Annotated in this window: 15 protein-coding genes; 8 read left to right on the forward strand and 7 right to left on the reverse strand. The window is 59.2% G+C overall.

The window, feature by feature from the left end:
* Positions 1 to 64 precede the first annotated feature (64 nt).
* The 5 genes from PUQ42_RS04575 (at position 65) to PUQ42_RS04595 (ending at position 7,279) form a co-directional block, all read left to right on the forward strand.
* The gene (locus tag PUQ42_RS04575) at positions 65 to 1,399 is read left to right on the forward strand and encodes a tetratricopeptide repeat protein (RefSeq protein ID WP_273371398.1); all 1,335 of its coding nucleotides are present in this window, start codon (positions 65 to 67) and stop codon (positions 1,397 to 1,399) included.
* Positions 1,400 to 1,429: 30 nt separating this feature from the next.
* Positions 1,430 to 2,176, forward strand: a complete 747-nt coding sequence (gene lptC / locus PUQ42_RS04580) for an LPS export ABC transporter periplasmic protein LptC (protein WP_087403693.1) — start codon at positions 1,430 to 1,432, stop codon at positions 2,174 to 2,176.
* A gap of 22 nt (positions 2,177 to 2,198) precedes the next feature.
* Positions 2,199 to 3,461, forward strand: coding sequence for a hemolysin family protein (locus tag PUQ42_RS04585; protein ID WP_087309480.1), 1,263 nt, complete (start codon positions 2,199 to 2,201; stop codon positions 3,459 to 3,461).
* Between the two features lie 78 nt (positions 3,462 to 3,539).
* The gene (locus PUQ42_RS04590) at positions 3,540 to 5,570 is read left to right on the forward strand and encodes a peptidylprolyl isomerase (protein WP_273371402.1); all 2,031 of its coding nucleotides are present in this window, start codon (positions 3,540 to 3,542) and stop codon (positions 5,568 to 5,570) included.
* Between the two features lie 566 nt (positions 5,571 to 6,136).
* The gene (locus tag PUQ42_RS04595) at positions 6,137 to 7,279 is read left to right on the forward strand and encodes an iron-containing alcohol dehydrogenase (protein ID WP_122119560.1); all 1,143 of its coding nucleotides are present in this window, start codon (positions 6,137 to 6,139) and stop codon (positions 7,277 to 7,279) included.
* 285 nt (positions 7,280 to 7,564) lie between these two features.
* Here PUQ42_RS04595 and scpA read toward each other — a convergent pair whose 3' ends face one another.
* The gene (gene scpA, locus PUQ42_RS04600; RefSeq protein ID WP_087309483.1) at positions 7,565 to 9,703 is read right to left on the reverse strand and encodes a methylmalonyl-CoA mutase; all 2,139 of its coding nucleotides are present in this window, start codon (positions 9,701 to 9,703) and stop codon (positions 7,565 to 7,567) included.
* A 2-nt stretch (positions 9,704 to 9,705) separates the two neighbouring features.
* Positions 9,706 to 11,553 carry a methylmalonyl-CoA mutase family protein gene (locus tag PUQ42_RS04605; protein ID WP_122119559.1) on the reverse strand — a complete coding sequence of 616 codons (1,848 nt, stop codon included), beginning with the start codon at positions 11,551 to 11,553 and terminating at the stop codon, positions 9,706 to 9,708.
* Positions 11,554 to 12,177: 624 nt separating this feature from the next.
* Between PUQ42_RS04605 and PUQ42_RS04610 the strand changes: the two genes are divergently transcribed.
* The gene (locus PUQ42_RS04610; protein WP_087309485.1) at positions 12,178 to 14,334 is read left to right on the forward strand and encodes a glutamine synthetase III family protein; all 2,157 of its coding nucleotides are present in this window, start codon (positions 12,178 to 12,180) and stop codon (positions 14,332 to 14,334) included.
* Positions 14,335 to 14,578: 244 nt separating this feature from the next.
* On the opposite strand, the gene rpsU is transcribed toward PUQ42_RS04610, so the two are convergent.
* The 4 genes from rpsU to PUQ42_RS04630 all read right to left on the reverse strand — a co-directional run bounded on the left by rpsU (position 14,579) and on the right by PUQ42_RS04630 (position 17,598).
* Complete coding sequence (gene rpsU / locus PUQ42_RS04615) at positions 14,579 to 14,770, reverse strand: 30S ribosomal protein S21 (protein WP_087309486.1); 192 nt, start codon at positions 14,768 to 14,770, stop codon at positions 14,579 to 14,581.
* Between the two features lie 127 nt (positions 14,771 to 14,897).
* A complete protein-coding gene (locus PUQ42_RS04620; RefSeq protein WP_273371408.1) occupies positions 14,898 to 15,962 on the reverse strand; it encodes a helix-hairpin-helix domain-containing protein in 1,065 nt (354 codons plus the stop codon).
* 12 nt (positions 15,963 to 15,974) lie between these two features.
* Positions 15,975 to 16,787 carry an N-acetylmuramic acid 6-phosphate etherase gene (locus PUQ42_RS04625; RefSeq protein WP_087403690.1) on the reverse strand — a complete coding sequence of 271 codons (813 nt, stop codon included), beginning with the start codon at positions 16,785 to 16,787 and terminating at the stop codon, positions 15,975 to 15,977.
* A complete protein-coding gene (locus tag PUQ42_RS04630) occupies positions 16,747 to 17,598 on the reverse strand; it encodes an ATPase (protein ID WP_273371410.1) in 852 nt (283 codons plus the stop codon). The genes PUQ42_RS04625 and PUQ42_RS04630 overlap by 41 nt, the downstream gene beginning before the upstream one ends.
* Before the next feature lie 255 nt (positions 17,599 to 17,853).
* Between PUQ42_RS04630 and PUQ42_RS04635 the strand changes: the two genes are divergently transcribed.
* Positions 17,854 to 18,225 (forward strand): BlaI/MecI/CopY family transcriptional regulator, encoded by a 372-nt coding sequence (locus tag PUQ42_RS04635; protein WP_087309490.1) that lies wholly within the window; start codon positions 17,854 to 17,856, stop codon positions 18,223 to 18,225.
* Positions 18,222 to 20,282 (forward strand): M56 family metallopeptidase, encoded by a 2,061-nt coding sequence (locus PUQ42_RS04640; RefSeq protein ID WP_273371413.1) that lies wholly within the window; start codon positions 18,222 to 18,224, stop codon positions 20,280 to 20,282. Before PUQ42_RS04635 ends, PUQ42_RS04640 begins: the two co-directional genes overlap by 4 nt.
* Before the next feature lie 89 nt (positions 20,283 to 20,371).
* Here PUQ42_RS04640 and PUQ42_RS04645 read toward each other — a convergent pair whose 3' ends face one another.
* A complete protein-coding gene (locus tag PUQ42_RS04645) occupies positions 20,372 to 22,225 on the reverse strand; it encodes a POTRA domain-containing protein (protein ID WP_122119556.1) in 1,854 nt (617 codons plus the stop codon).
* Positions 22,226 to 22,530: the final 305 nt, after the last annotated feature.

Genomic DNA, 22,530 nt, shown 5'->3' on the forward strand with positions numbered 1-22,530 from the left:
CCCCGGATAAAAACTCCAAAAACGATAAAGGCAAACGACAATACAACAAAAATTAAGCTGACCAATGAAAAACGTAAAATTCCTGCTCACCGCTGCATGCTCGCTCTTCGCGTTCGCGGCGCTGGCTCAAGATTTCAGTGATCCGAAGTACGCGATCTGGGGTGATACGCCCGAGGAGCGTCAGCAGAACATTCTGAACAGCAACTTCCTCAAGGAGTCGTGCGACAACAAGGACTACAATGCCGCCGCCCACTATCTGAAAGAGCTGCTTGACAAGTGCCCGAAGGCCTCGGAGAATACCTTCGTGCGTGGAATTACGCTTTACAAGAACAAGATCAACCGCGCCAAATCGCTTGACGAGAAGAACATGTATGTCGACTCGCTGATGCTGATCTACGATCTGCGCAACAAGTATTTCGGCGACCATCCGAAGCGCGGCACGGCCTATATTCTCGACCGTAAGGCCCGTGAGTATCTGACCTACAAGCCGAGCGACCGTGCCGGTATCCGTGAGGCCTTCCGCGAGGCCATTGCCGCCGGTGGCGACAACACCGATCCGGAGACTGTCGTGGCCTATTTCTCGAACCTCTGCGACGACTACAAGAATACGGACGAGGTGATGCCGGACGAGGTGCTTTCGGAGTACGAGCGTCTGGAGCCCTTCTTCGCAAAGCATCCCGAGGCTGCCGAGTACAAGGCGCAGTTCGATGCCGCGTTCGGACTGAGCGGTGCGGCCAGCTGCGAGAACCTCGAGAAGCTCTACCGGGCGAAGATCGAGGCTGCACCCGACGATGAGGCGCTGCTGGCCCAGGCCGTGGGAATGATGTCGCGCGCCAAGTGCGACGGCGACTTCTACTTCACGATCGCCGAGAAGTACTATCAGATGAAGCCCTCGTCGGAGACGGCCATGTTCCTGGCCCAGGCCTTCCAGAACAAGGGTGACTATGCCAAGGCCATGACCTACCTGAACGAGGCGCTGGCCGTCGAGCAGGATCCGGCCGAGCGTCAGAAGCTCCTCGTGCGCATCGCCCTGGTGGGTCTGGTTGCCAACGACATTTCGGAGGCCGCATCGGCCGCCCGTCAGGCCCGTGATCTGAATCCGGAGGACGGCGTGCCCTATTTCGTGCTGGCACAGTGCTATGCTTCGTCGGCAGCCGCCTGCGGCGGATTCGCCGGTCAGGCTACCTTCTGGGCCGCCTACGACACGATGGCCAAGGCCGTCGAGCTGCTGCCGAGCGACTCGGAGTACCTCGAGCATGCCAAGACCTCGCTTTCGGCATTCCGCAGCCGCTTCCCCAACTCGGAGGAGTGCTTCTTCAACGAGCTGCAGGAGGGTGCCCGCTATACGGTGACCTGCGGTACGGCAGCCGGCGTCACGACGACGGTCCGCACCCGCTAATTCCGCTCCGGGAGCACGAAACGCATTTCCATGAGGAAACGCATCACTCGATACGCACAGGTAGCACTCTCCGTGGTGGGGAGTGCTATCTTGCTATTCTCGTGTTCGGGCGAGGCGCAGGATACGAAGTCGGCGGCCGAAGAGGCGATGATGACCGAATACAGCGAGGATCTGTCGATCATCAATTCGCAGAACGGACGGCGTTCGTACCATTTCGTCACGCCGCTGCTGGAGGGTTATACGCTGGCGCGGGAGCCCTACCGGGAGTTCCGCAAGGGAATCAAGATCACGACCTACCAGGATGATTCGCTCTCGTCGGTCGATGCGGTGCTGACGGCCAACTATGCCATCTACTACCAGAATCGCGAACTGTGGGAGGCCAAGGGCAATGTCGTGGTGGAGAAGTCCGACGGCAAGACGCTCTATACGCAGCAGCTCTTCTGGAATGCGCGTACGGGGAAGATCTATTCGAACGTCGATTCGAAAATCGTGCAGAACAACGGTCGCGACGTCTTCATCGGCGAGGGATTCGAATCGGACGAGGAGTTCAAGGACTGGCGTTTCCGCAGGATGAAGGGACGCATGGAGGTGGAGATGAAGCAGCGTGCCGATTCGACATCGGCGGACTCTTCGGCGGTACGGCCTGCGGCCGGGCGTCCGGCTCCGACTCCGGTAAAGCCCGTTCCGGAGTCGAACCCCGTCCCGTCGGCCAAACCGGCTCCGGCCGGCTCCGCAGTGGAGGCTCCGCGCCCCGTGCGAAACATCAAGGCCGAATGACTACACAGAAAAGTGGAAAGCTATGGTGCAATCGCTCATACTGATCGTGGTCATGTTGCTGCTGTCGGCCTTCTTCTCGGGGATGGAGATCGCCTTTACGAGCAAGAACCGGCTCAAGCTGGAGATCGACCGCAAGCAGAACCGGATGTTTGACCGCATAGCAGAGGTCTTTGCCCGCCATCCGGGGCAGTACATCACGACGATTCTGGTCGGCAACAACATTGCGCTGGTGGTCTATTCACTGGCCATGTCAATGCTCCTGCGGGAGCTCTATGCGGCCTTCGGGTGGGAGGAGCTGGCCCGCGAGGGGTCGGTGGCCATTGATACGGCCGTTTCGACGCTGATCATCATCTTCTTTGCGGAGTTCCTGCCCAAGTCGGTCTTCCGCAACGACCCGAATTTCTACTATCGGGCACTGGCTCCGGTGATCTACTTCTTCTACATCGTGCTCTATCCCATAGCCCGTTTCACGACGCTTTTGTCGCACGGAATTCTGTGGCTTATGGGGCGACGGGTCGAGGAGAAGAACATAGCTCCGGGGTTTGACCGCGAGGATCTGGCCTCGCTGCTCGAGGCCGGGGGGCAGGAGACCCACACCGAACCCGATGCCGAACTGAAACTCTTCCAGAATGCGCTGGATTTTGCCGACCTGCGGGTACGGGACTGCATGGTGCCGCGCGTGGATGTCGAGGCTGTGGATATCGACGAGACGACGATCGACCAGCTGGCCGACCGTTTCATCGAGACGAAGTATTCGCGTATCTTCGTCTGGCGGAAGTCGATCGACAACATCATCGGATATGTCAATTCGAAGAGTCTTTTCACGCGTCCGGAACAGATCTCGGATGTGATGATGGAGGTCAATTTCGTGCCGGAGACCATGCCGCTGCAACTCGTGCTGGAGAATTTCATCAAGCACCGGACGAACATTGCCGTGGTGATTGACGAGTTCGGCGGTACGGCGGGCATCATCTCGCTGGAGGACGTGCTGGAGCAGATCTTCGGCGAGATCGAGGACGAACACGATGTGCCGGATCTGGTCGAGAAACAGGTCGGACCGGACGAATATGTCCTCTCGTGCCGTCTGGAGGTGAAGTATCTCAACGAACGCTACGGTCTGGGCATCGAGGAGAGCCGCGAATACGATACGCTGGCGGGTTTCATCATCTACAATTACGAGGGGATTCCGGCCGCCGGCGAGACGATCGTCGTCGACGGTCTCCAGGTTCGGATTCTCCGCACGACGCGTTCCCGTCTCGAACTGGCGCGGGTGAAAAAATTGTAACGCATACAGGCCTCTATTTGCGAATATTTTACTACCTTTGGCTGATCTAACGAAACAATACGAATAATTAACATTTATATGGCAAGTTTAAACACCTTACGTACCAAGTTCGGCGTCGTGCTTTCGATCATCATCGCATTCGCCCTCTTGGCCTTTATCCTCTCCCTGAAGACCGAAATGGGCTTCTCGGGCAATGATCCCCGTGTCGGCGTGATCGACGGCGAGAAGATCAACTATTCGGAGTATTACGACCAGTACGAGCAGATCAAGGCTCAGAACAACGTGCAGGAGAGCGACGAACAGCAGTCGGCCATGCTGGCCAACGCCGTCTGGCAGTCGCTGATCGCCAAGTATGTCTACACGCCGGGTTTCGAGCGTCTGGGACTGCGTGTGACCGAGTCCGAGCGTATGGCCATGGCCAGCGGTCAGCAGCCTTCGCAGACCTTCTACAACGCCTTTACCGATCCGCGTACGGGACAGTACAGCGTAGATGCCATCAATCAGTTCCTGGCCCAGGCCGAGACCAATCCGCAGGCTGCACAGATGTGGTCGCAGCTCAACGAACAGGCCTGCATGGAGCGTGAGATGCAAAAGTTCTTCGGGCTGATCAAGGGTGGTGTTTACGTCAATTCGCTGGAGGTGGCTCAGGGTGTCAAGGGCGCCAACGAGACCTTCTCGGGCAAGTGGATCGGCAAGAAGTTCGCTTCGGTGCCCGATTCGCTGGTGTCGGTTTCGTCGAGCGACCTGAAGGCCTACTACAACAGCCACAAGGATCAGTTCAAACAGACGCCGTCGCGGACGCTGTCGTATGTCGTGTTCGAGGTTTCGCCTACGGATGACGACCTGCTGGCTCTGGAGAAGAACGCTGCGGAGGTGGGCAAGAATTTTGCCGTCGCCGAGGATGTGAAGGCCTTCGTGCGGGGCAATCGCAACGGACATGTTGCCGAGAATTACGTAACCGCCGCCCAGCTTTCCGATGAGGAGGCCAAGGCTCTGATGGCCGGTGAGATGTACGGACCGGTGCTGAAGAACAACGAGTGGACGATGGCCCGTGTGCTGGATTCGAAAGTGGCTCCCGACTCGATCGGTATCCGCCACATCGTGCTGCCCTATACGCAGGAGACGCTGGCCGACAGCTTGCTGACGGTGGCCCGTCAGGGAGGTGATTTTGCCGCGTTGGCTTCGCAGTACTCGGTCTATGACGCTACGGCCGCCAATGGCGGAGACGTAGGGGTGCTTCCCTTCTCGTCCTTTACGGGTGAATTCGTCGAGAAACTGGCCGGCGTGAAGACGGGTGATATCGTCAAGATCGCCTCGGGCGACGCCATCCAGTTGATGCAGATCTACCGTACCGGCAAACCCACGAAGCATCTCCAGGTGGCATCGATCACCTATCCGGTGGAGGCTTCGGCAGCAACGCGCCGTGACATCCATAACCAGGCCGGATCGTTCATGGTCAATGCCAAGGGGTCATCGGAGGCCTTTGCCGATGCCGCTTCGGAGGCTGCCGTGACGCCGCGTGTGGCTACGCTGACTCAGGGCGATCGGACGATCCGCGGTCTGGACGACTCGCGTGACGTGGCCCGCTGGGCATACGGTGCCAAGAAGGGCGATGTTTCGGAGATTTTCTCCGTAGGCAAGGATTACGTGATTGCCATGCTGACCGATATTGACGACGATGATTATGCTTCGCTGCAGAAGGTTGCGGCTCAGGTTCGGGCCCAGGTGCTGCGCGACAAGAAGTACGACTATATCCTCAACGAGCTTTCGGGCTCGACGCTCGACGAGCAGGCCAAGAGCCTCGGCTCGGAGGTCGGCGACTTCTCGGGTGTGGCTTACGGAGCATTCTATATCGACGGCATCGGTGTTGAGCCGCGTCTGGTTGGTGCGATTGCCTCTTCGGAGAAGGGAGCCTTGTCGGCACCTGTGAAGGGCCTGTCTGGGCTCTATATCTTCCAGGTGGATGATATCCAGACCTCGGAGAAGCAGACCGCCGAAGGTGAGAAGGTTCGCGCACAGGCAATGGCCGAAGGAATGGCCCAGCAGTTTGCTCTGCCGGCCGTTCAGCAGATGGCCGATATTCAGGATCTGCGCGGCAAGTACTTCTAACTGCGGGGACCGCAGAAGCCCGGGGTGCTGTAAAGGGGCTGCGGTAAATGGTACGGTAACCGAGGGTGCATAAATGGTATGGTAACCGGGGCTGTGGTAATCGGGGCGCGGTAACCGTGCAGTACCCGAGAGCTCAAATAACCGGAGAAAGGCGGGTGCGAAATCCTGTCGCTCGGTGATCCCTGAGTGGTTTGCGGGAAGAGGCAACGCCTCTTCCCGCTTTTTTATTGCCTGTATTCCAGGCATCTTTCCCGTTTCAACTATGCATCCTCGATCCGTACCTTGGCTCCTGCCACCGACGCCCTTTGTTCCTGCCACCAATGCTTTTACTCCTGTCTCGGATGTTCTCTGCTCCCGTTGCCTCACCCCTATGGCCTTCTCGTCCTGCCTACAGGCGGCAGATCTCTTTTCCGGCCGCCTTTACGGACCGTTCCCGTTTGGACAGACTCTTTCCCGACCGGTTCTCTGCCCGGTTGTCTGCGCGTCGCATCGTTCGGCTGCGTGGCGCCTTTCTTACGTAATCTTGCGAAAATTTGTTATCTTTGTAACAACAAACCCTCTTTGTTATGAACAATTTCATCTATCAGAATCCGACCAAACTGGTCTTCGGCAAGGGGCAGATTGCCCGTCTTCCGGAACTCATCCCGACCGACCGTCGTATCATGATCACCTTCGGCGGCGGAAGCGTTAAACGTAACGGCGTCTATGACCAGGTTGTCAAGGCCCTTGAAGGGCGTGATTTCATCGAATTCTGGGGAATCGAGGCCAATCCTTCGGTGGAGACGCTGCGCAAGGCCATCGCCCTTGGAAAGGAAAAGAAGGTTGACTTCCTGCTGGCTGTAGGCGGAGGATCGGTCATCGACGGTACGAAACTTATCTCGGCGGGACTGCTCTACGACGGCGATGCTTGGGATCTCGTCCTCAAGGGCAGTTATTCGAAGACCGTGCCGCTGGCTACTGTTCTGACGATGGCCGCCACAGGCTCCGAGATGAACAGCGGTGCTGTCATTTCGCGCTACGAGACCAAGGAGAAATACGCCTTCTACAGCCACTATCCGGTCTTTTCGATTCTCGATCCCGAGACACTCTTCTCGCTTCCGAAGCGACAGATTGCCTGCGGACTGGCCGATACGTTCGTGCATGTGCTCGAGCAGTATATGACCACGCCGGGTCAGTCGCTGTTGATGGACCGCTGGGCTGAGGGAATCCTCCATACGGTCGTAGAGACGGCTCCGAAGGCCCTCTCCGACGAGCGTGATTACGACACGATGTCCGAGTACATGCTCTCGGCGACGTTGGCTCTGAATGACATGATCCGCATGGGTGTGACGCAGGACTGGGCAACGCACATGATCGGCCACGAACTGACGGCCCTGCACGGACTGACCCACGGTGCTACGCTGGCCATCGTCATCAACGGAACGCTGCGTGTGCTGCGCGACCAGAAGCACGGCAAGTTGTTGCAGTTTGGTGAGCGGATCTGGGGCATTACGGGCGGCAGCGATGAGGAGCGTATTGACCGGACACTGGTCCGTACCGAGGAGTTTTTCCGTTCGCTGGGACTCTCGACGCACCTCTCGGAGGAGGGGATCGGCCAGGAGACAATTGCCGAGGTCGAGCGCCGGTTCAATGCTTCGGGCGTCCACTACGGTGAGGCCGGGAACGTCGACGGAGCGATGGCCCGCCGCATCCTCGAGGCCTGCCTCTGACACCTCTTGTTCCTGATCCGATACCATCCCGTACGACCGCGAGTCGTGCGGGATTTTTTATCGGTGTTTCCCAAAAACACTTTCCGATTCGCCGAGCCGTCGTTCTCCTCACCGCCACAGTGGCGTCTTTCTCTGCACCAACCTTTCACGTGCCATCCTTCCCGGCGGCGTCCTTTCCCGCGTTAATCTACCCGGGAGTTTCTCTTCACAAATCCTCCCCACCTCACGAAAAATCCCCTCCGGCCGAGGGGCCGAAGGGGATCGGAAAGTCAATTCAGGGAGGAGTTACTCGCCCAGCAGGATCTCGAGGATCTTGATGGCAGCCGTGGCGATCGGCGTACCGGGGCCGAAGATGGCGGCGGCACCGTCGCGGTAGAGCTCATCGTAATCCTGGTGAGGAATCACACCGCCGACGATGACGACGATATCCTCACGGCCGAGTTTCTTGAGCTCGGCGATGATCTGCGGTACGAGGGTGAGGTGACCGGCGGCCAGCGACGAAACGCCCACAACGTGAACGTCGTTCTCGACGGCCTGCTTGGCAGCCTCTTCCGGGGTCTGGAACAGCGGACCCATGTCGACGTCGAAGCCGATGTCGGCATAACCCGTAGCGACCACCTTGGCACCACGGTCGTGACCGTCCTGGCCGAGCTTGGCGATCATGATACGCGGCTGACGGCCCTCTTTCTTGGCGAATTCAGCGCACAGCTCCTTGGCGTGCTCGAAGTTCTTGTCGTTTTTCACTTCCGAAGAGTAAACACCTGAGATGGAACGGATAACGGCTTTGTAGCGGCCTACGACAACCTCGCAGGCATCGGAGATCTCACCCAGCGTAGCGCGGACCTTGGCGGCCTCGACGGCCAGCTCGAGCAGGTTGCCCTGCTTGGTCTTCACGCACTCGGTGATGGCGGCCAGCGCTTTCTTCACGGCCTCGTTGTCACGCGTCGCGCGCAGCTCCTTCAGACGCTTGATCTGGCTTTCGCGTACGGCGGTGTTGTCCACGGCCAGGATATCGATCGGGGCCTCCTTCTCCAGACGGTACTCGTTCAGACCGATGATCTTCTCCTCGCCGGAGTCGATGCGGGCCTGCTTGCGGGCCGAAGCCTCCTCGATACGCATCTTCGGAATACCGGTCTCGATGGCCTTGGCCATACCGCCCAGCTTCTCGATCTCCTGGATGTGCTCCCAGGCCTTGTGAGCGATCTCGTTGGTGAGCGTCTCGACGTAGTAGGAACCAGCCCACGGATCGACCTCGCGGCAGATCGACGTCTCCTCCTGGATGTAGATCTGCGTGTTGCGAGCGATACGTGCCGAGAAGTCGGTCGGCAGGGCGATGGCCTCGTCCAGGGCGTTGGTGTGCAGCGACTGGGTGTGGCCCAGAGCAGCGCCCATGGCCTCGATGGCCGTACGTGCGACGTTGTTGAACGGATCCTGCTCCGTAAGCGACCAGCCCGAGGTCTGCGAGTGGGTACGCAGAGCCAGCGACTTGGGGTTCTTCGGGTTGAACTGCTTGACGATCTTGGCCCACAGCATACGAGCGGCGCGCATCTTGGCGATCTCCATGAAGTGGTTCATGCCGATGGCCCAGAAGAACGACAGACGAGGCGCGAAGGCGTCGATCGACATGCCGGCATTGATACCGGCGCGCAGATACTCCAGACCGTCGGCCAGCGTGTAGGCCAACTCGATGTCAGCCGTAGCACCGGCCTCCTGCATGTGGTAGCCCGAGATCGAGATCGAGTTGAACTTCGGCATGTTCTTCGACGTATACTCGAAGATGTCGGCGATGATCCGCATCGAGAACTCGGGGGGGTAGATATAGGTGTTGCGCACCATGAACTCCTTGAGGATGTCGTTCTGGATCGTACCCGAGAGCTGATCCAGCGTGCAACCCTGCTCGAGACCCGTGACGATGTAGAAGGCCAGAATGGGCAGCACGGCGCCATTCATGGTCATCGACACGGACATCTTGTCCAGCGGAATGCCGTTGAAGAGGACCTTCATGTCCTCGACGGAGCAGATCGAGACACCGGCCTTGCCGACGTCGCCTACGACACGCGGGTGATCGGCGTCATAGCCGCGGTGCGTAGCCAGGTCGAAGGCCACCGACAGACCCTTCTGACCGGCGGCGAGGTTGCGGCGGTAGAAGGCGTTGGACTCCTCGGCGGTCGAGAATCCGGCGTACTGACGGATCGTCCACGGACGCATCACGTACATCGTCGAATAGGGACCGCGCAGGAACGGTGCGATACCGGCGGCATAGTTCAGGTGCTCCATGCCTTCGAGGTCTTCGGCCGTATAGGTTCCCTTGACGGGAATGCGCTCGGCCGTAAGCCACGGTTCCACCTGACCGCAGCCTTTCGAGGCGCAGCAGCTCTTCTGCTGGGCGCCTTCGTATTTGAGTTCTGAAAATTTAGCTCTCATCGTTAGATTCCCATCTCTTTAAGGTAAAACTTCAGCGTTTCGAGGACATTGGACTTCACGTTGATGAAGTTCTTGATGCCCTTCTCCTCGAGTTCGGGCATGCAGGCCGGGGCACCGGCAACCACCAGGATGGCCTTGCCGCCGAGCAGTTCCTTGACTTTCGGGGCAACCTCGGCGTAGTCGTCGTCCGAAGCGCAGACCACGACGATTTCGGCTTTCGACTCGAGAGCGGCCTTGACGCCCTCCTCCACCGATTTGAAGAAGGTGTTGTCAATTACGCGGATACCGGCGCAGCCGAAGAAGTTGCACGAGAACTGGGCGCGGGCGCGGGCCATGGCCAGGCTGCCGCAGGTGAGCATGAAGGCCTTGGGCTGCTTGCCCGAGCGGTCGACGTGCAGACGCATGGCCTCGAAAGCCATGGCGCCGCGGTAGGGAGCCAGCGTGTTGCCTTCGGCCATGTGGCGCGTAACGGCCTCCTGGGTGATCTCCTTTCCGGCGACCTCCGTGAAGTTGGGGTACTGGTTGGCGCCCAGCAGGATCTGGCGGCGCGTAGCGATGGCCTTGTCCTTGGCTGCGGCCGAGGCCTCGATGCGCTCCTTGATGTAGCCGGCCTTGTAGGCTTCGGTATAACCGCCCTTCTCCTCGAGTTCGAGGAAGAGCTTCCAGGCCTCGTTGGCGATCGACTGGGTGAGGTTCTCGACGTAGTACGAACCGCCGGCCGGGTCAACGACCTGGTCGAAGTGGGCCTCGTGCTTGAGCAGCAGTTCGACGTTGCGGGCGATGCGCTTCGAGAATTCGGTAGGATCCTCGAACGAGGCGTCGAACGGCGTAACCTCGAGCGAGTGAACGCCGGCGATAGCGGCGGACATGGCCTCGGTCGTACCGCGGAGCATGTTGACATAGGGGTCGTAAACCGTCTGGTTCCAGTCGGCCGTGCGGGCGTGGATCATCATCTTGCCGGCGCACTCCTTGGCGGGGTTGTATCCCTTGACGATGTTGGCCCAGAGCATGCGGGCGGCGCGGAACTTGGCGATCTCCATGAAGTAGTTCGACGTGACGGCGAACGAGAAGCGGAGCTTGCGGGCTGCGGTGTCGGCATCCAGACCGGCGTCGGTCAGACGGGCCATGTAGTCGTTGCCGGCCGAGAGGGCGAAGGCGAGCTCCTCGACGATCGTCGAACCGGAGTTGGCGAAGATGCCGGCCGAGACGGTGACGATGCGGATATGCTTGTATTCACGGGTGCGCTCGATGAGCGACTTGATCTTGGCGAAGCACTTTTCGCCGTTGGGTGAGCAGAAGTCGCCCTTCTGGGAGAGACCCTTGACGATGGGGTCGATGCAGAAGGCGACGTTGGCCTCGGCGGCGATGCCCTCCTTTTCGAGTTTGTCGATCACCAGGCCGGCGATGCGACCGGTGTGCATGCCGCAGAAGGTGATCTCGATGGCCGGGATGTGGATTTCGGCGAGCAGCTGATCGAGGTCAGCGGCCGAGAAGTCCTCCTTGGCGATGGAGAAGCCCAGCGAGTCGACGCCCGAGTTGAGGAGCTTGAGCGCCTCGGCGTTGGCCTCCTTGGGGCACTTGACCTCGATGGTCTGATGCACGTGCCAGTGGTTGTTGGCGCGCGTACCTCTCACGTAGGGGAACTCGCCTGCCTGCGAGCCCAGGAACCGGATGCCCTCGAGGTTTTCGGCACGGTAGTAGGGGCGGACGTTGAATCCCTCGCCCGTACGCCATACCAGTTTACGCTCGTAATCGGCACCTTTCAGGTCGGCTGCGATCGCCGCTTCCCATACTTCGGTCGGGACCGGGGGGAACTCGGTGAACAGCTTTTCACGTTTGGTATTTGCCATAACTGTTTAGAGATTAGTATGAGTGTTCTTGCTCTTAGTTTCAAAATTGCACGTAAAGGTACGAAATAATTGGGGATTTGTAACAAGAAATTGTTAACAAAATAACATCACAATCGTTTTCTTATTAAATATAGTTATGTTGCCGAAGGGGGGAAGGATCGGTCTTGCATCGGTGGGGGAGGAGCTTGATTGAGGAGCTTAATGGTTGAATAATGTTCTTTATATCCTCAAATTCGAGGAAAAATCAAAAAGTGCTGATTTTGGCTGTTTGCCGATTTTTTGAGGCTGTTTTTCGGAAAACTGCCCTCAAAAAACGAGTGTTGCTCTGAAAAATGGGGTTATTTTCCGGAAAAATGCCTTAAAAAATGCAATTTTCTCGAAAAATACATTTTTTGTAAAACAACGTAACGGAAATATTTTTACATTTGCATCCAGAACAACCGATATACCGGAGCGGGGAAATGCCCGGGTTAGTTAGGTCGGTGATTTCTGCCGGGAGGCAGTGGTCCGGAAAATTTCAGGTTAGGTTTTAGTTTGCAATTATCGAGTCTTTCTCCCGCTCCGTTTTTTTGAGAAAACCCATTTCAAACAGATAGGTATATGTCATCATTGCTCAGATTCAAAATGGTCGATGCGGCGATCAACCATACCGCCGTTGAGGTGAAGGCCCCGGAGGGTCGTCCCTCGGACTACTTCGGAGAGAAGGTCTTCGGACGTGCCGCCATGCGCAAGTACCTCGACAAGCGGACCTACGCCGCTCTGCTCGACACGATGGAGAACCGCACGCCGCTGACGCGTGAGGTCGCCGACAGCATTGCCGCCGGTATGCGGCAGTGGGCCCTGGAGCACGGCGCCGACCACTATACGCACTGGTTTCAGCCGTTGACGGGCGGTACGGCCGAGAAACACGATGCCTTCGCCGAGCCCGACGGCAACGGAGGCGTACTGGAGGAATTCTCCGGCAAACTGCTCGTGCAGCAGGAGCCCGATGCCTCGTCGTTCCCCAACGGAGGTATCCGCAATACGTTCGAGGCCCGCGGCTATTCGGCCTGGGATCCCACCTCGCCGGCCTTCATCGTCGACACGACGCTCTGCATCCCGACCGTCTTCATCGCCTATACGGGCGAGGCGCTCGATTACAAGGTGCCCCTGTTGCGTTCGCTGACGGCTGTCGGAACGGCTGCCACGGAGGTCTGCCACTACTTTGACAAGAATGTCGAAAAGGTCTTCTCGTATCTGGGCTGGGAGCAGGAGTATTTCCTCGTCGACGAGAGCCTGTGGGCCGTTCGTCCCGATCTGGTGCTGACGGGCCGCACGCTGATGGGCCACGAGTCGGCCAAGAACCAGCAGCTCGAAGACCACTATTTCGGTGCCATTCCGGCCCGTGTGATGGCTTTCATGAAGGATCTCGAATATGAGTGCCTGAAGCTGGGTATTCCGGTCAAGACGCGTCATAACGAGGTGGCTCCCAATCAGTTCGAGCTGGCTCCGGTCTATGAGGAGGTCAACCTGGCCAACGACCACAACCAGCTGCTGATGACCATCATGGACAAGATTGCCCGCCGTCACCAGTTCCGCGTGCTGCTGCACGAGAAGCCCTTCAAGGGGATCAACGGTTCGGGCAAGCACAACAACTGGTCGCTCGGCACCGATACGGGTGTCAACCTGCTGGGGCCGGGCAAGACGGCCGGTGAGAATCTGCAGTTCATCACTTTTCTGGTGAATGCCATTTCGGCCGTCTACAAGCACAACGGACTGTTGAAGGCTTCGATCATGAGCGCCACGAATGCCCACCGTCTGGGCGCCAACGAGGCACCCCCGGCCATCATCTCGACCTTCCTCGGAACGCAGGTTTCGGCCGTGCTGGACAAGCTGGAGGCCTCGAAGAGCGACGACGCCATCCGCTTCGATGCGAAGAACGTCTTCAAGATGAGCGGCATTTCGCACATCCCGACGCTGTTGATCGACAATACCGACCGTAACCGCACCTCGCCGTTCGCCTTCACGGGTAACCGCTTCGAGTTCCGTGCCGTAGGTTCGTCGGACAACTGCGCCGAGGCGATGATTGTCCTCAATACGGCCATGGCCAACGAACTGACGGAGTTCAAGAAGAAGGTTGACGCCAAGATCGAAGGCGGCATGAAGAAGGAGAAGGCTATCTACGAGGTGCTCAAGGAGATGATCAAGGCCTGCAAGGCGATCCGCTTCGACGGCAACGGCTACTCGGACGAATGGAAGGAGGAGGCCGCCCGCCGCGGTCTGGACTGCGAGACCTCAACGCCCCTGATCTTCGACCGCTACCTGGATGCCGAGAGTCTGAAGATGTTCGCCGACATGGGTGTCTTCTCGAAGGTTGAACTCGAGGCCCGCACCGAGGTGAAGTGGGAGACCTATACGAAGAAGATCCAGATCGAGGGACGTGTGCTGGGCGACCTGGCGATGAACCACATCGTGCCGATCGCTTCGAAATACGAGGCCGAACTGCTGGACAAGGTCTACAAGATGTCGCAGATCCCGGGTCTGAATGCGGAACCGGACATCCGTCTGATCAAGAAGATTCAGGACCATACGGCCGAGATTCAGCGCCTGACGGGCGAGATGATCGACGCCCGCAAGGTGGCCAACAAGATCGAGGATCAGCGCGAAAAGGCGATTGCCTACCACGACACGGTATCGGTCTATTTCGATCAGATTCGTCGCCACATCGACAAACTCGAGGAGATCGTCGACGATCAGATTTGGCCGCTTCCGAAATATCGCGAACTGCTGTTCATCCGGTAATTTGCCGCAGATGGATTTTGGATCGGGTCCGGTGCTTGCACCGGGCCCTTTTTTGTGGCCGCGCGGGGACCGTGCGAAAAAAAGGCCGGCGGTGTGATGCGATGGGGACGGTGTGAAACGGTGACCGGCGGTACAAGGTGGCGGCGGGCCGTGCACAAAAAAGGAGGGTGCAATGCCCTCCCCGGATAAAAAAGAGGGGGGGAGATGATTTTTTCTCTTCCCCCCCTGTCTCGTTGCCGAGTGCTTAATCCTGGTCGCGGTACATGTGCTCGACGTAAATGGCGTGCTGCATCGCCTCGCGCTTGGCCACCGAAGGTTTGGTGAAGTACTGGCGACGACGGAGCTCCTTGAGGACACCCGTACGCTCGTATTTACGTTTGAACTTCTTCAGGGCGCGCTCGATGTTTTCGCCCTCTTTTACCGGCATGATGATCATAGTATTCTGTGTTTTTTTGTTGTTGTAATTGTTTTTTGTCCGGACGTTGCCGTTCCGTGTCTGTTGGTTCTGCGGGGGGACGTATCCTCGATGCGTTTTTTTTTTTTTCCCCCCCCCGATGGGTTGTCTACTTGTCGGCTGATCCGCTGTGCGACCCGAATTGCAGATAGGGAGCCAGCCGTGCTGCCTCCTCGCGGGTCAATATGTTTTGTTCGATCAATTCTTCAGCGGTACTCCAACCTCCTTTCAACTGTCTTTGCTTGAGTAGTCTCCTCAACGTCTGCGGCGCGATGTAGGGATGGCGTCCCAACGTTTTCGGGCTTGCAAAGTTAATATCAATTTTCCGAATTTTGCAACTGTCGCAGTAAATTTGTTTCAAAATTTTTTCGTAATTGCTCTCCGTGACTCCCGGAACCTCTGCGAGTTGCTCGACACGGACGAATCCGCCGAGGCGTTCGCGGTAGCGCATGATGGTTTCGACGGTGCGCGAGCCGATCCCCACGACGGAGCGCAGCGTGGCCGAATCGGCCGAATTGATCTCGATGGGCTCTTCGATGGGCGGGGCCTTCCGTTCGGGGAAGATGACGTAGGGCTCCAGCGCCTCGGCGACCGAATCGCTGACGACGAAGCATTCGCGCAGCTCCTCCATGTCGTAGATGCCGTGCAGATCGCGCCAGCGGATGAACGTCTCGGCCTGCCGTTTCGACAGGGCGCCGATGGCCCTCAGGTAGCGGGCCGAGACGGTGTCGATGCGGAAGCGGACGGGAACCAGCGGTTCGGGGAGAATGCGCCCGCTGCGGAACTCCTGCGGGGCGATGGCGTATTTGCGGCCGATGCGGATCCAGGGGCGGAGCCGGCGGTAGAGCGAGTCATTGATCCCGTAGCAGAGGGTCAGATCCTCGGGAATGCGGAAGACCTTGCCGGCGGCGCGGTACTTGAGCAGGCTTACGGCCTCGTATTTCGAGAGTCCGAGAGCGAGCAGCTCGTCGAACGAGGCCGTGTTGGGATCGAAGTGGCGCATGACGATGCTGTCGGTCGTCTGCTGCCGTTTCTCGTATTCGCGTTCGATGCGCTGGGCGGCCTCCGGATCGGCCTTCGGGCGGATCAGCACCACGGCCGCAATGACGAGGACGGCCAGCGGCAGAAAGACGGCTACGGCGCGGATCTCACGTTCGGAAAAGAATCTGGGCATGTTTGTCTCTTTTTATCGGGATTTCAGCTCTTCGATCGCGCGTTTGACCGATCCCCATCGGAGCAGTGCCCCGCGTGCCTCCTCTTCCGGAAGGCCGGTGGTTTGGGCGACCATGCGGGTTCCGCGGTCGACGAGTTTGTTGTTCGTGAGCTGCATGTTGACCATGCGGTTTCCCTCGACCCGCCCCAGGCGGATCATCACCGTGGTCGACAGCATGTTGAGCATCATTTTCTGTGCCGTTCCGGCCTTCATGCGGGTCGAGCCGGTGACGAATTCGGGTCCGACGACCGCTTCCAGCGCGTAGTCGGCCTCGGCGGCGACGGGCGAGCGAGGGTTGCAGACGACGGCTCCGGTCAGCAGGCCGTGGCGCCGCGCCTCGCGAAGTCCGCCGATGACGTAGGGGGTGGTTCCCGAGGCGGCGATGCCGACGAGCGCATCGTCGGCCGTGGGGTGGTAGGGGGTCATGTCGCGCCAGGCGCCCTGCAGGTCGTCTTCGGCGTGCTCGACGGCGCGGCGCAGGGCTCCGTCGCCTCCGGCGATCAGCCCGATCACCCGATCGAACGGTATGCCGAACGTCGGCGGCAGCTCCGAGGCGTCGGTTACGCCGAGACGCCCGCTCGTCCCGGCGCCGATGTAGAAGAGCCTCCCGCCGCGGCGCATCCGTTCGACGATGCGCTCGACGAGCTGCTCCATCGTGGGGATGGCCTTCCGTACGGCCTCATGCACGTGGGCATCCTCGCGGTTGATGGCGACCAGCAGGTCGTGGGTCGACATCTCCGGCAGGTTATCGTATTCCGAACTCTGTTCCGTAATTCGCTTCTCCATGGTGATAGCGGATGAGCCCTTCGGCGGGCGATTCGACAATGGTTCCGACGCGAAGACCCTCGTCGGCGAGCGCCTCGCGCAGCGGTTGCTCGAAATGGGCGGCGATGCCTCCGAGACACGCGACGGTGAGCCCTGCGGGGTAGCGTTTGAGGTTTCGGCGGGCAAACTCGCGGAATGTCTGGCTGACCATTTCTCGTATTTCGGGACACTCCATCCGGCTGTGGACAAAGGGGGCCAGCGAGGCGAGGAAACGGTTGGCCGAGGGTTCGCGGTAGACGCGGCTGATGATCTCCTCGTAGGTGAGGCGGCTCTCGGCCAGGAACTCTTCGCACAGCGGAATGTGCCCCTTGAAGAGTCCGTTGAGCAGGGCACGCCCGAGGGCCGAGCCGCTCCCTTCGTCGCCGAGGATGTATCCGAGCGGGGGCACCTGGTTCAGGATCACCCCGTTGCGACAATGGCAGGAGTTCGATCCGGTCCCGAGGATGCAGGCGATTCCCTCGCCGTCTCCCCACAGGGCGCGGGCTGCGGCGGTCAGATCCGATTCGATCGTGATGTCGGAGATACCGAAGCGTCGCTCCAGCTCGCGGCGGAGGCGTTGCGAGGCCTCCGGAAACGAGGCGCCGCAACCGGCGCCGTAGAAGCGGATGCCGTGCAGCGCCTCGAAGTCGGGCAGCTCGTCGAGGATGCTGCGGATCTGCACGTCGGAGTACTGTACGGCATTGATTCCGTGTGTGCGTATTTCGTGCGTGCGGAGGCCGTCATCGGCAATCCACGTGCATTTGGTCGAACCGCTGTCTGCAAGAAGTATCATCGTTCGTTGGAATTCGGGCCGTAAATATCCCCGCCCGGTCTTGCAAGCGACCTTTCGGGGGCTTTTCCGCTCCTCCGTCCATTGAACAAAGATACATATATTCCATGGATTCTGGAAGAAAACGCGAAACAACTAAATTTTTTAGTTGAATAACTATAAAATATAGTTTCATGTGAATGTTTTTTAGTTACCTTTGTGACGAGGGCGGAACGGAATCGCCCGCCAACGAAACGGAGGATTGAAAAAACAACGACCATGGAACGCTTGACACGACGTGAAGAGGAGCTGATGCACTGCTTCTGGGCCCACGGGCCGCTTTTCGTCCGGGAGCTGGTCGAACTGGCCCCCGAACCCAAACCGCACTTCAATACCTTGTCGACGATGGTCCGCGCCCTGGAGGCGAAGGGCTACGTCGGCCACCGGACATTCGGCAACACCTATCAGTATTACCCGCAGGTGAGCGAAGCGGAGTTTTCGCGTCGCACGTTGGGTGGCGTGATCGACCGCTATTTCGGCCGTTCGTACCTGGGGGCCGTTTCGGCGCTGGTCGAGGAGGAGAAGATCTCGGTCGAGGAGCTGCGCGAACTGATCGACCGCATCGAACGACAAAATCCGAAACAGCCATGAGCTACGCACTTCTGATCTACAGCCTCAAGGCCGGGGCGTGTCTGGCGGTATTCTACCTCTTTTTCCGGCTGCTGCTGAGCCGCGAGACTTTCCACGCTTTCAACCGTCTCGTTCTGTTGGGCGGAGTGGCCGTATCGTTTCTGCTGCCGTTGTGCGTGATCACCGTATGGCGGGAGTTGCCGCCGCTGCCGGCCGATTGGCTCACCGGGACGCTCCCCGCAGCGGAGACTCCGCAGACGCCTGGGGCGTTTGACTGGCGGAGGCTGTCGGGTGGGATTTATGCCGCCGGAGTTGTCGTAACCCTGTTGCGGATTTTGTGGTCGCTGGCTGCCGTGCGTCGGCTGATCCGTCGGGGACGCTGCGAACGACTCGATGACGGTACGATTCTCGTCCATGTGACGGAGGGCATGACACCCTTCAGCTGGGGGCATTGGGTGGTTGTTTCGGAGGAGGATCTGACCGGAGACGGCGCTGCGATCCTGGCCCACGAACGGGCCCATGTGCGTCTGCACCACACGGCAGACCTGCTTCTGATCGACCTGGCCGGCTGTCTGCAGTGGTTCAATCCGGCCGTCTGGCTGCTGCGGCGCGAACTGCGCACGATCCACGAATACGAAGCCGACGAAGCCGTGCTCCGCAGCGGAGTTGATCTGCGGAGCTACCAGCTGCTGCTGGTCCGCAGGGCTGCCGGCGGAAGAGAACTCCCGATTGCCAACCATTTCAACCCCAGTAAACTTAAAAAACGTATTGCCATGATGTTGCAAAAGAGATCGTCGCGGCGGGCTCGGGCACGCATCCTGTTGCTCCTGCCGCTTGTGGGTCTGGCATTGGGAGCCTTTGCCCGGACCCGTTATGTCATTCCGGATGAAAAAGAGACGAAAGAAGTCCGGACAGTCCGCATCGAAGGGTCGCGGATCTCAACCTCGGGGATCGAGGGACATCCGCTGATTCTGGTCGATGGCGAGCGCGTCGGTTCACTCGACTCGATCCGTCCCGGGCAGATTGCTTCGGTGACCATCCGCAAGGACTCGCTGGCCCGGGCGACCTATGGTGAGGAGGCCCGTGACGGCGTGATCCTCGTCACGCTCCGCAAGTCCGGCAAAGAGGCTACGGGAGCTGCGGCCGACAGTCTTGCCGGCGCCCATACGTGGATAGAGAGCTCGTCCGACGGCACGACACGCCGGATCACGCTTTCGGGATCGCCGTCGACCCTCTCCGGCTCGACCTCCGCATCCGAAGGCCAACCGACGGTTCTCGTCGACGGCAAACCCTTCCACGGGGATCTCAACACCCTCTCGCCGGATCGGATTGCTCGCATAACGGTCTACAAGGGGGCGAACGTTCCGGAGGAGTATCGCCAGTACGTCGGCACCGGGACTCAGGACCTGATCGTCATCGAGATCAAATCCTCGGAGCCGTACAGCTTCGACGACGGCTACTTCCGGAGTGATGCCTGGAAACGGGCGCAGAAGCGGTTGTCCGACCTGGAGAACTACTTCGAGAGCGATGCCTGGCAGGAGGCGCAGAAGCGTCTCTCCGAACTGGACGCGGATGACGCGGAGTGGAAGGAGGTGCAGAAGCGTCTCTCCGAACTGAATCCCGACAATGCGGAGTGGAAGGAGGTCCAGAAACGCCTCTCCGAGCTCGGAACCTATTTCCAGAGTGACGAGTGGCAGGAGGCGCAGCGCAGATTGCGTCAACTTCCCGATCGGATGCTGCCTCCTTCGGAGAGCGCTGCTCCCGGGACGGAGCCCGATCCCCGGGTTTCGTACAATACGATTGTCGGCGGTCGTGGCGGCATGGTGGTTACGGGGCCGGAGGTGATGTCGAAGAGCCGTACTGAAGAGGGCCGTTCGGTCTCGATTGCCCGCGGTCGTGTGACGGCCGACTTCTCGGAGATCGACGAGGCGGATTACCGCATCGAGATCGACGGCCGTCCTGCTACGATGGCCGATCTCGAAAGGATCGAACCCGGCAAGATCCGGCGTGTGGAGTCGACCTCGCCGGATGCGGCTTCCAACCGGAAGGGCCTTTTGCGGGTGCGGACCCGCAAGTGACGGTTGCCCGGAGAAACAAGGAGGGGGCGGAGAGATCCGTTCCCCTCGTTTTTTTGCGGACGGATGCGATGCGAAGACTCCTGCCGCCTCTACTCGAATTCCACGATTTCGGGGCGTGTCGGACGGTAGCGGTAGGGTTCGACGCGGGTATAGTTCGAGAGACGGACATATTCGCTGTCGACGGGACCGTTTTTGCCGAAGGCGATTCCCAACCGGATCTGGATCGTGTTGAAGACGAGCCGCTCGTTTCGCAGACGCACTCCGAGACCGAACGACGTGTAGAACTCGTTCTTGAAGATGTTGGGCGAATAGCCGAGCAGGCCGAAATCGGCAAATCCGAAGAAGGCGATGCGGAATCCGAGGGGTTGATAGGGGGAGAAGAGGACGGTTTCGGTGTTGAGGATCATGCGGTTGGTGCCGATAGCGTATTCATTGAGCGCCTGCAGCCCGTTCATGCGGGTGAACCGGATGCTTTCGTCGCTACCCTCCCAGCGGTTCCATCCCTGGGTGTAGTTGAACGCGAGGAACTGCCGGATCTGGCTGCGGCGCAGAAGAAAGAGGTTCGAGAACCAGCGCAGGTCGATATCGACGGCGCTGCGCTGCCACATGCCGTTGTCCGGTTCGATGTAACTGCCGAGCGTGGCGCCGCCCATGACGTAACCCAGGGAACAAAAGCCTCCAGCTTCGAAACTCAGTCCCAGATAGGCGTCGTCGCTGAACTCTCCCCAGGAGTATCCCGCCACGGCCTCGGCCTTGAATCCGGCGGCAAGGTACTCGCGGCTTCCGAATCCGTAGATCATGTTGGCGGTATAGAAGTTCTCGCGGTAGAGTCCCAGTCCGACCAGCAGCGCATCCTGATCGTGAAGGGCCGGATTGTAGCGGGGACCGACCTCGGGACGTCGGCTGACGCGGTTGTAGTTGTAGCGTCCGGTGATGTAGATGCTCGCGTTGATTCGTCGCAGGAAGTGCGAATATCCGCCCCAGGCATCGAGGTTTCGCTCCTTGACGAGCAGCGAGGTGTCCTGCTCGATCATGTAGCGTTTGTCCTTGATGTCGTTGTATGTCAGACCGATTTCGTAGTCCGTGGGACGGATGAACTCCTTGCGGATCCCCAGGTCGAGGGTCGAACTGTAGAAACTGCGCCCGGCATTGAATGAGGCCGTGTAGAAGCTCCCCAGCACGTTGGGGATCTCGTACTCGACCATGTTGCCGCCGTAGGAGAAGTCCTGGCGGTTGAAGTTGGTGATGAACTTGAGTTTGTTTCCCGTTCCGAGGATGTTGGCGTCGGACAGGGCAACCATCGTGCGGCCTTCGGAGTGAAGGGCGCCGTCGGCCGTGATGGTCCAGGCGTCGCGGGTGCGGATGACGAGGTTTACGCAGGTGGAGTCGAGAGAATCGGGCCGTACGTCGATATCGATATCCGAGACGTAGTCGCGCGAACGGATCAACTGTTTGGTGCGGACAATGGTCTGCGGGTCGAATTCATCCCCGGGTTTGAAGAGCAGGTCGCGGCGGATGACCTGTTCGCGGGTGATCATGTGCAGTTTGTTGCCGGTGCGCTCCAGCCAGTTTCCGTTTTCGTCGAAGGGTTCCTGACGGCTGATCTCGATTCCGGAGATGGTCTTGCCGGCGAAGGGCATCAGTGCGCGGGTTTCATCGAGGAACTGTCCGTTTTCGGTCGTGTCGAGTACGGGCTTGACGAAGAGCAGGTTGTAGAGCATGCGCGGAACGGCGCGGCGGCTGGTTTTCGATTCGATGCTGTCGTACAAGCGTTTATTTCGGGCCCGGGCTTTGGAATTTCGGATTCGGGCGCTGTCGGGGGTGAATCGTTCCGGGGTGTGTCTGTCCGGCCCGGCAACAGGGGTTGCCGGGTGTGCGGAGGCCAGCAGTCCCGCCAAGGTCAGAATCAGGACCAGGATGGATATGCGCAACCCGAGGAACATGTTTCAAAGATAACGTAAAAATCCCGGAAAACGTATTTGAAAAGCCTTGGAGAGGGCTTGGCGGATAGAAAAAAGGTCCACCCCGATATGGGTGAACCTTTTTTCCGGTATTGCCGGTGCGGTTGTCGGGCGGGTAGCGGATTTTTACCCTCTTGCCGTTTAGAGCGGATTGGTTTTCGGATCCTTGCTTCTCGGCCCCTTGCTTCTCGGCCCTTGCTTCTCGGCCCTTGCTTCTCGGCCCTTGCTCCTTGGACCCTTTGCTTCTCGGCCCCTTGCTTCTCGGCCCTTGCTTCTCACCCCCCCCC

Origin of the sequence: Alistipes megaguti (assembly GCF_944320325.1) — a bacterium.
GTDB classification, from domain to species: Bacteria; Bacteroidota; Bacteroidia; order Bacteroidales; family Rikenellaceae; genus Alistipes; species Alistipes megaguti.

Bases quoted from the DNA above. Each gene is read 5' to 3' on its own strand.
- lptC (WP_087403693.1), top strand. From the start codon at position 1,430: ATGAGGAAACGCATCACTCGATACGCACAGGTAGCACTCTCCGTGGTG.
- PUQ42_RS04590 (WP_273371402.1), top strand. From the start codon at position 3,540: ATGGCAAGTTTAAACACCTTACGTACCAAGTTCGGCGTCGTGCTTTCG.
- PUQ42_RS04585 (WP_087309480.1), top strand. From the start codon at position 2,199: ATGGTGCAATCGCTCATACTGATCGTGGTCATGTTGCTGCTGTCGGCC.
- PUQ42_RS04595 (WP_122119560.1), top strand. From the start codon at position 6,137: ATGAACAATTTCATCTATCAGAATCCGACCAAACTGGTCTTCGGCAAG.
- rpsU (WP_087309486.1), bottom strand. From the start codon at position 14,770: ATGATCATCATGCCGGTAAAAGAGGGCGAAAACATCGAGCGCGCCCTG.
- PUQ42_RS04645 (WP_122119556.1), bottom strand. From the start codon at position 22,225: ATGTTCCTCGGGTTGCGCATATCCATCCTGGTCCTGATTCTGACCTTG.
- PUQ42_RS04630 (WP_273371410.1), bottom strand. From the start codon at position 17,598: ATGATACTTCTTGCAGACAGCGGTTCGACCAAATGCACGTGGATTGCC.
- scpA (WP_087309483.1), bottom strand. From the start codon at position 9,703: ATGAGAGCTAAATTTTCAGAACTCAAATACGAAGGCGCCCAGCAGAAG.
- PUQ42_RS04640 (WP_273371413.1), top strand. From the start codon at position 18,222: ATGAGCTACGCACTTCTGATCTACAGCCTCAAGGCCGGGGCGTGTCTG.
- PUQ42_RS04605 (WP_122119559.1), bottom strand. From the start codon at position 11,553: ATGGCAAATACCAAACGTGAAAAGCTGTTCACCGAGTTCCCCCCGGTC.
- PUQ42_RS04610 (WP_087309485.1), top strand. From the start codon at position 12,178: ATGGTCGATGCGGCGATCAACCATACCGCCGTTGAGGTGAAGGCCCCG.
- PUQ42_RS04625 (WP_087403690.1), bottom strand. From the start codon at position 16,787: ATGGAGAAGCGAATTACGGAACAGAGTTCGGAATACGATAACCTGCCG.
- PUQ42_RS04575 (WP_273371398.1), top strand. From the start codon at position 65: ATGAAAAACGTAAAATTCCTGCTCACCGCTGCATGCTCGCTCTTCGCG.
- PUQ42_RS04635 (WP_087309490.1), top strand. From the start codon at position 17,854: ATGGAACGCTTGACACGACGTGAAGAGGAGCTGATGCACTGCTTCTGG.
- PUQ42_RS04620 (WP_273371408.1), bottom strand. From the start codon at position 15,962: ATGCCCAGATTCTTTTCCGAACGTGAGATCCGCGCCGTAGCCGTCTTT.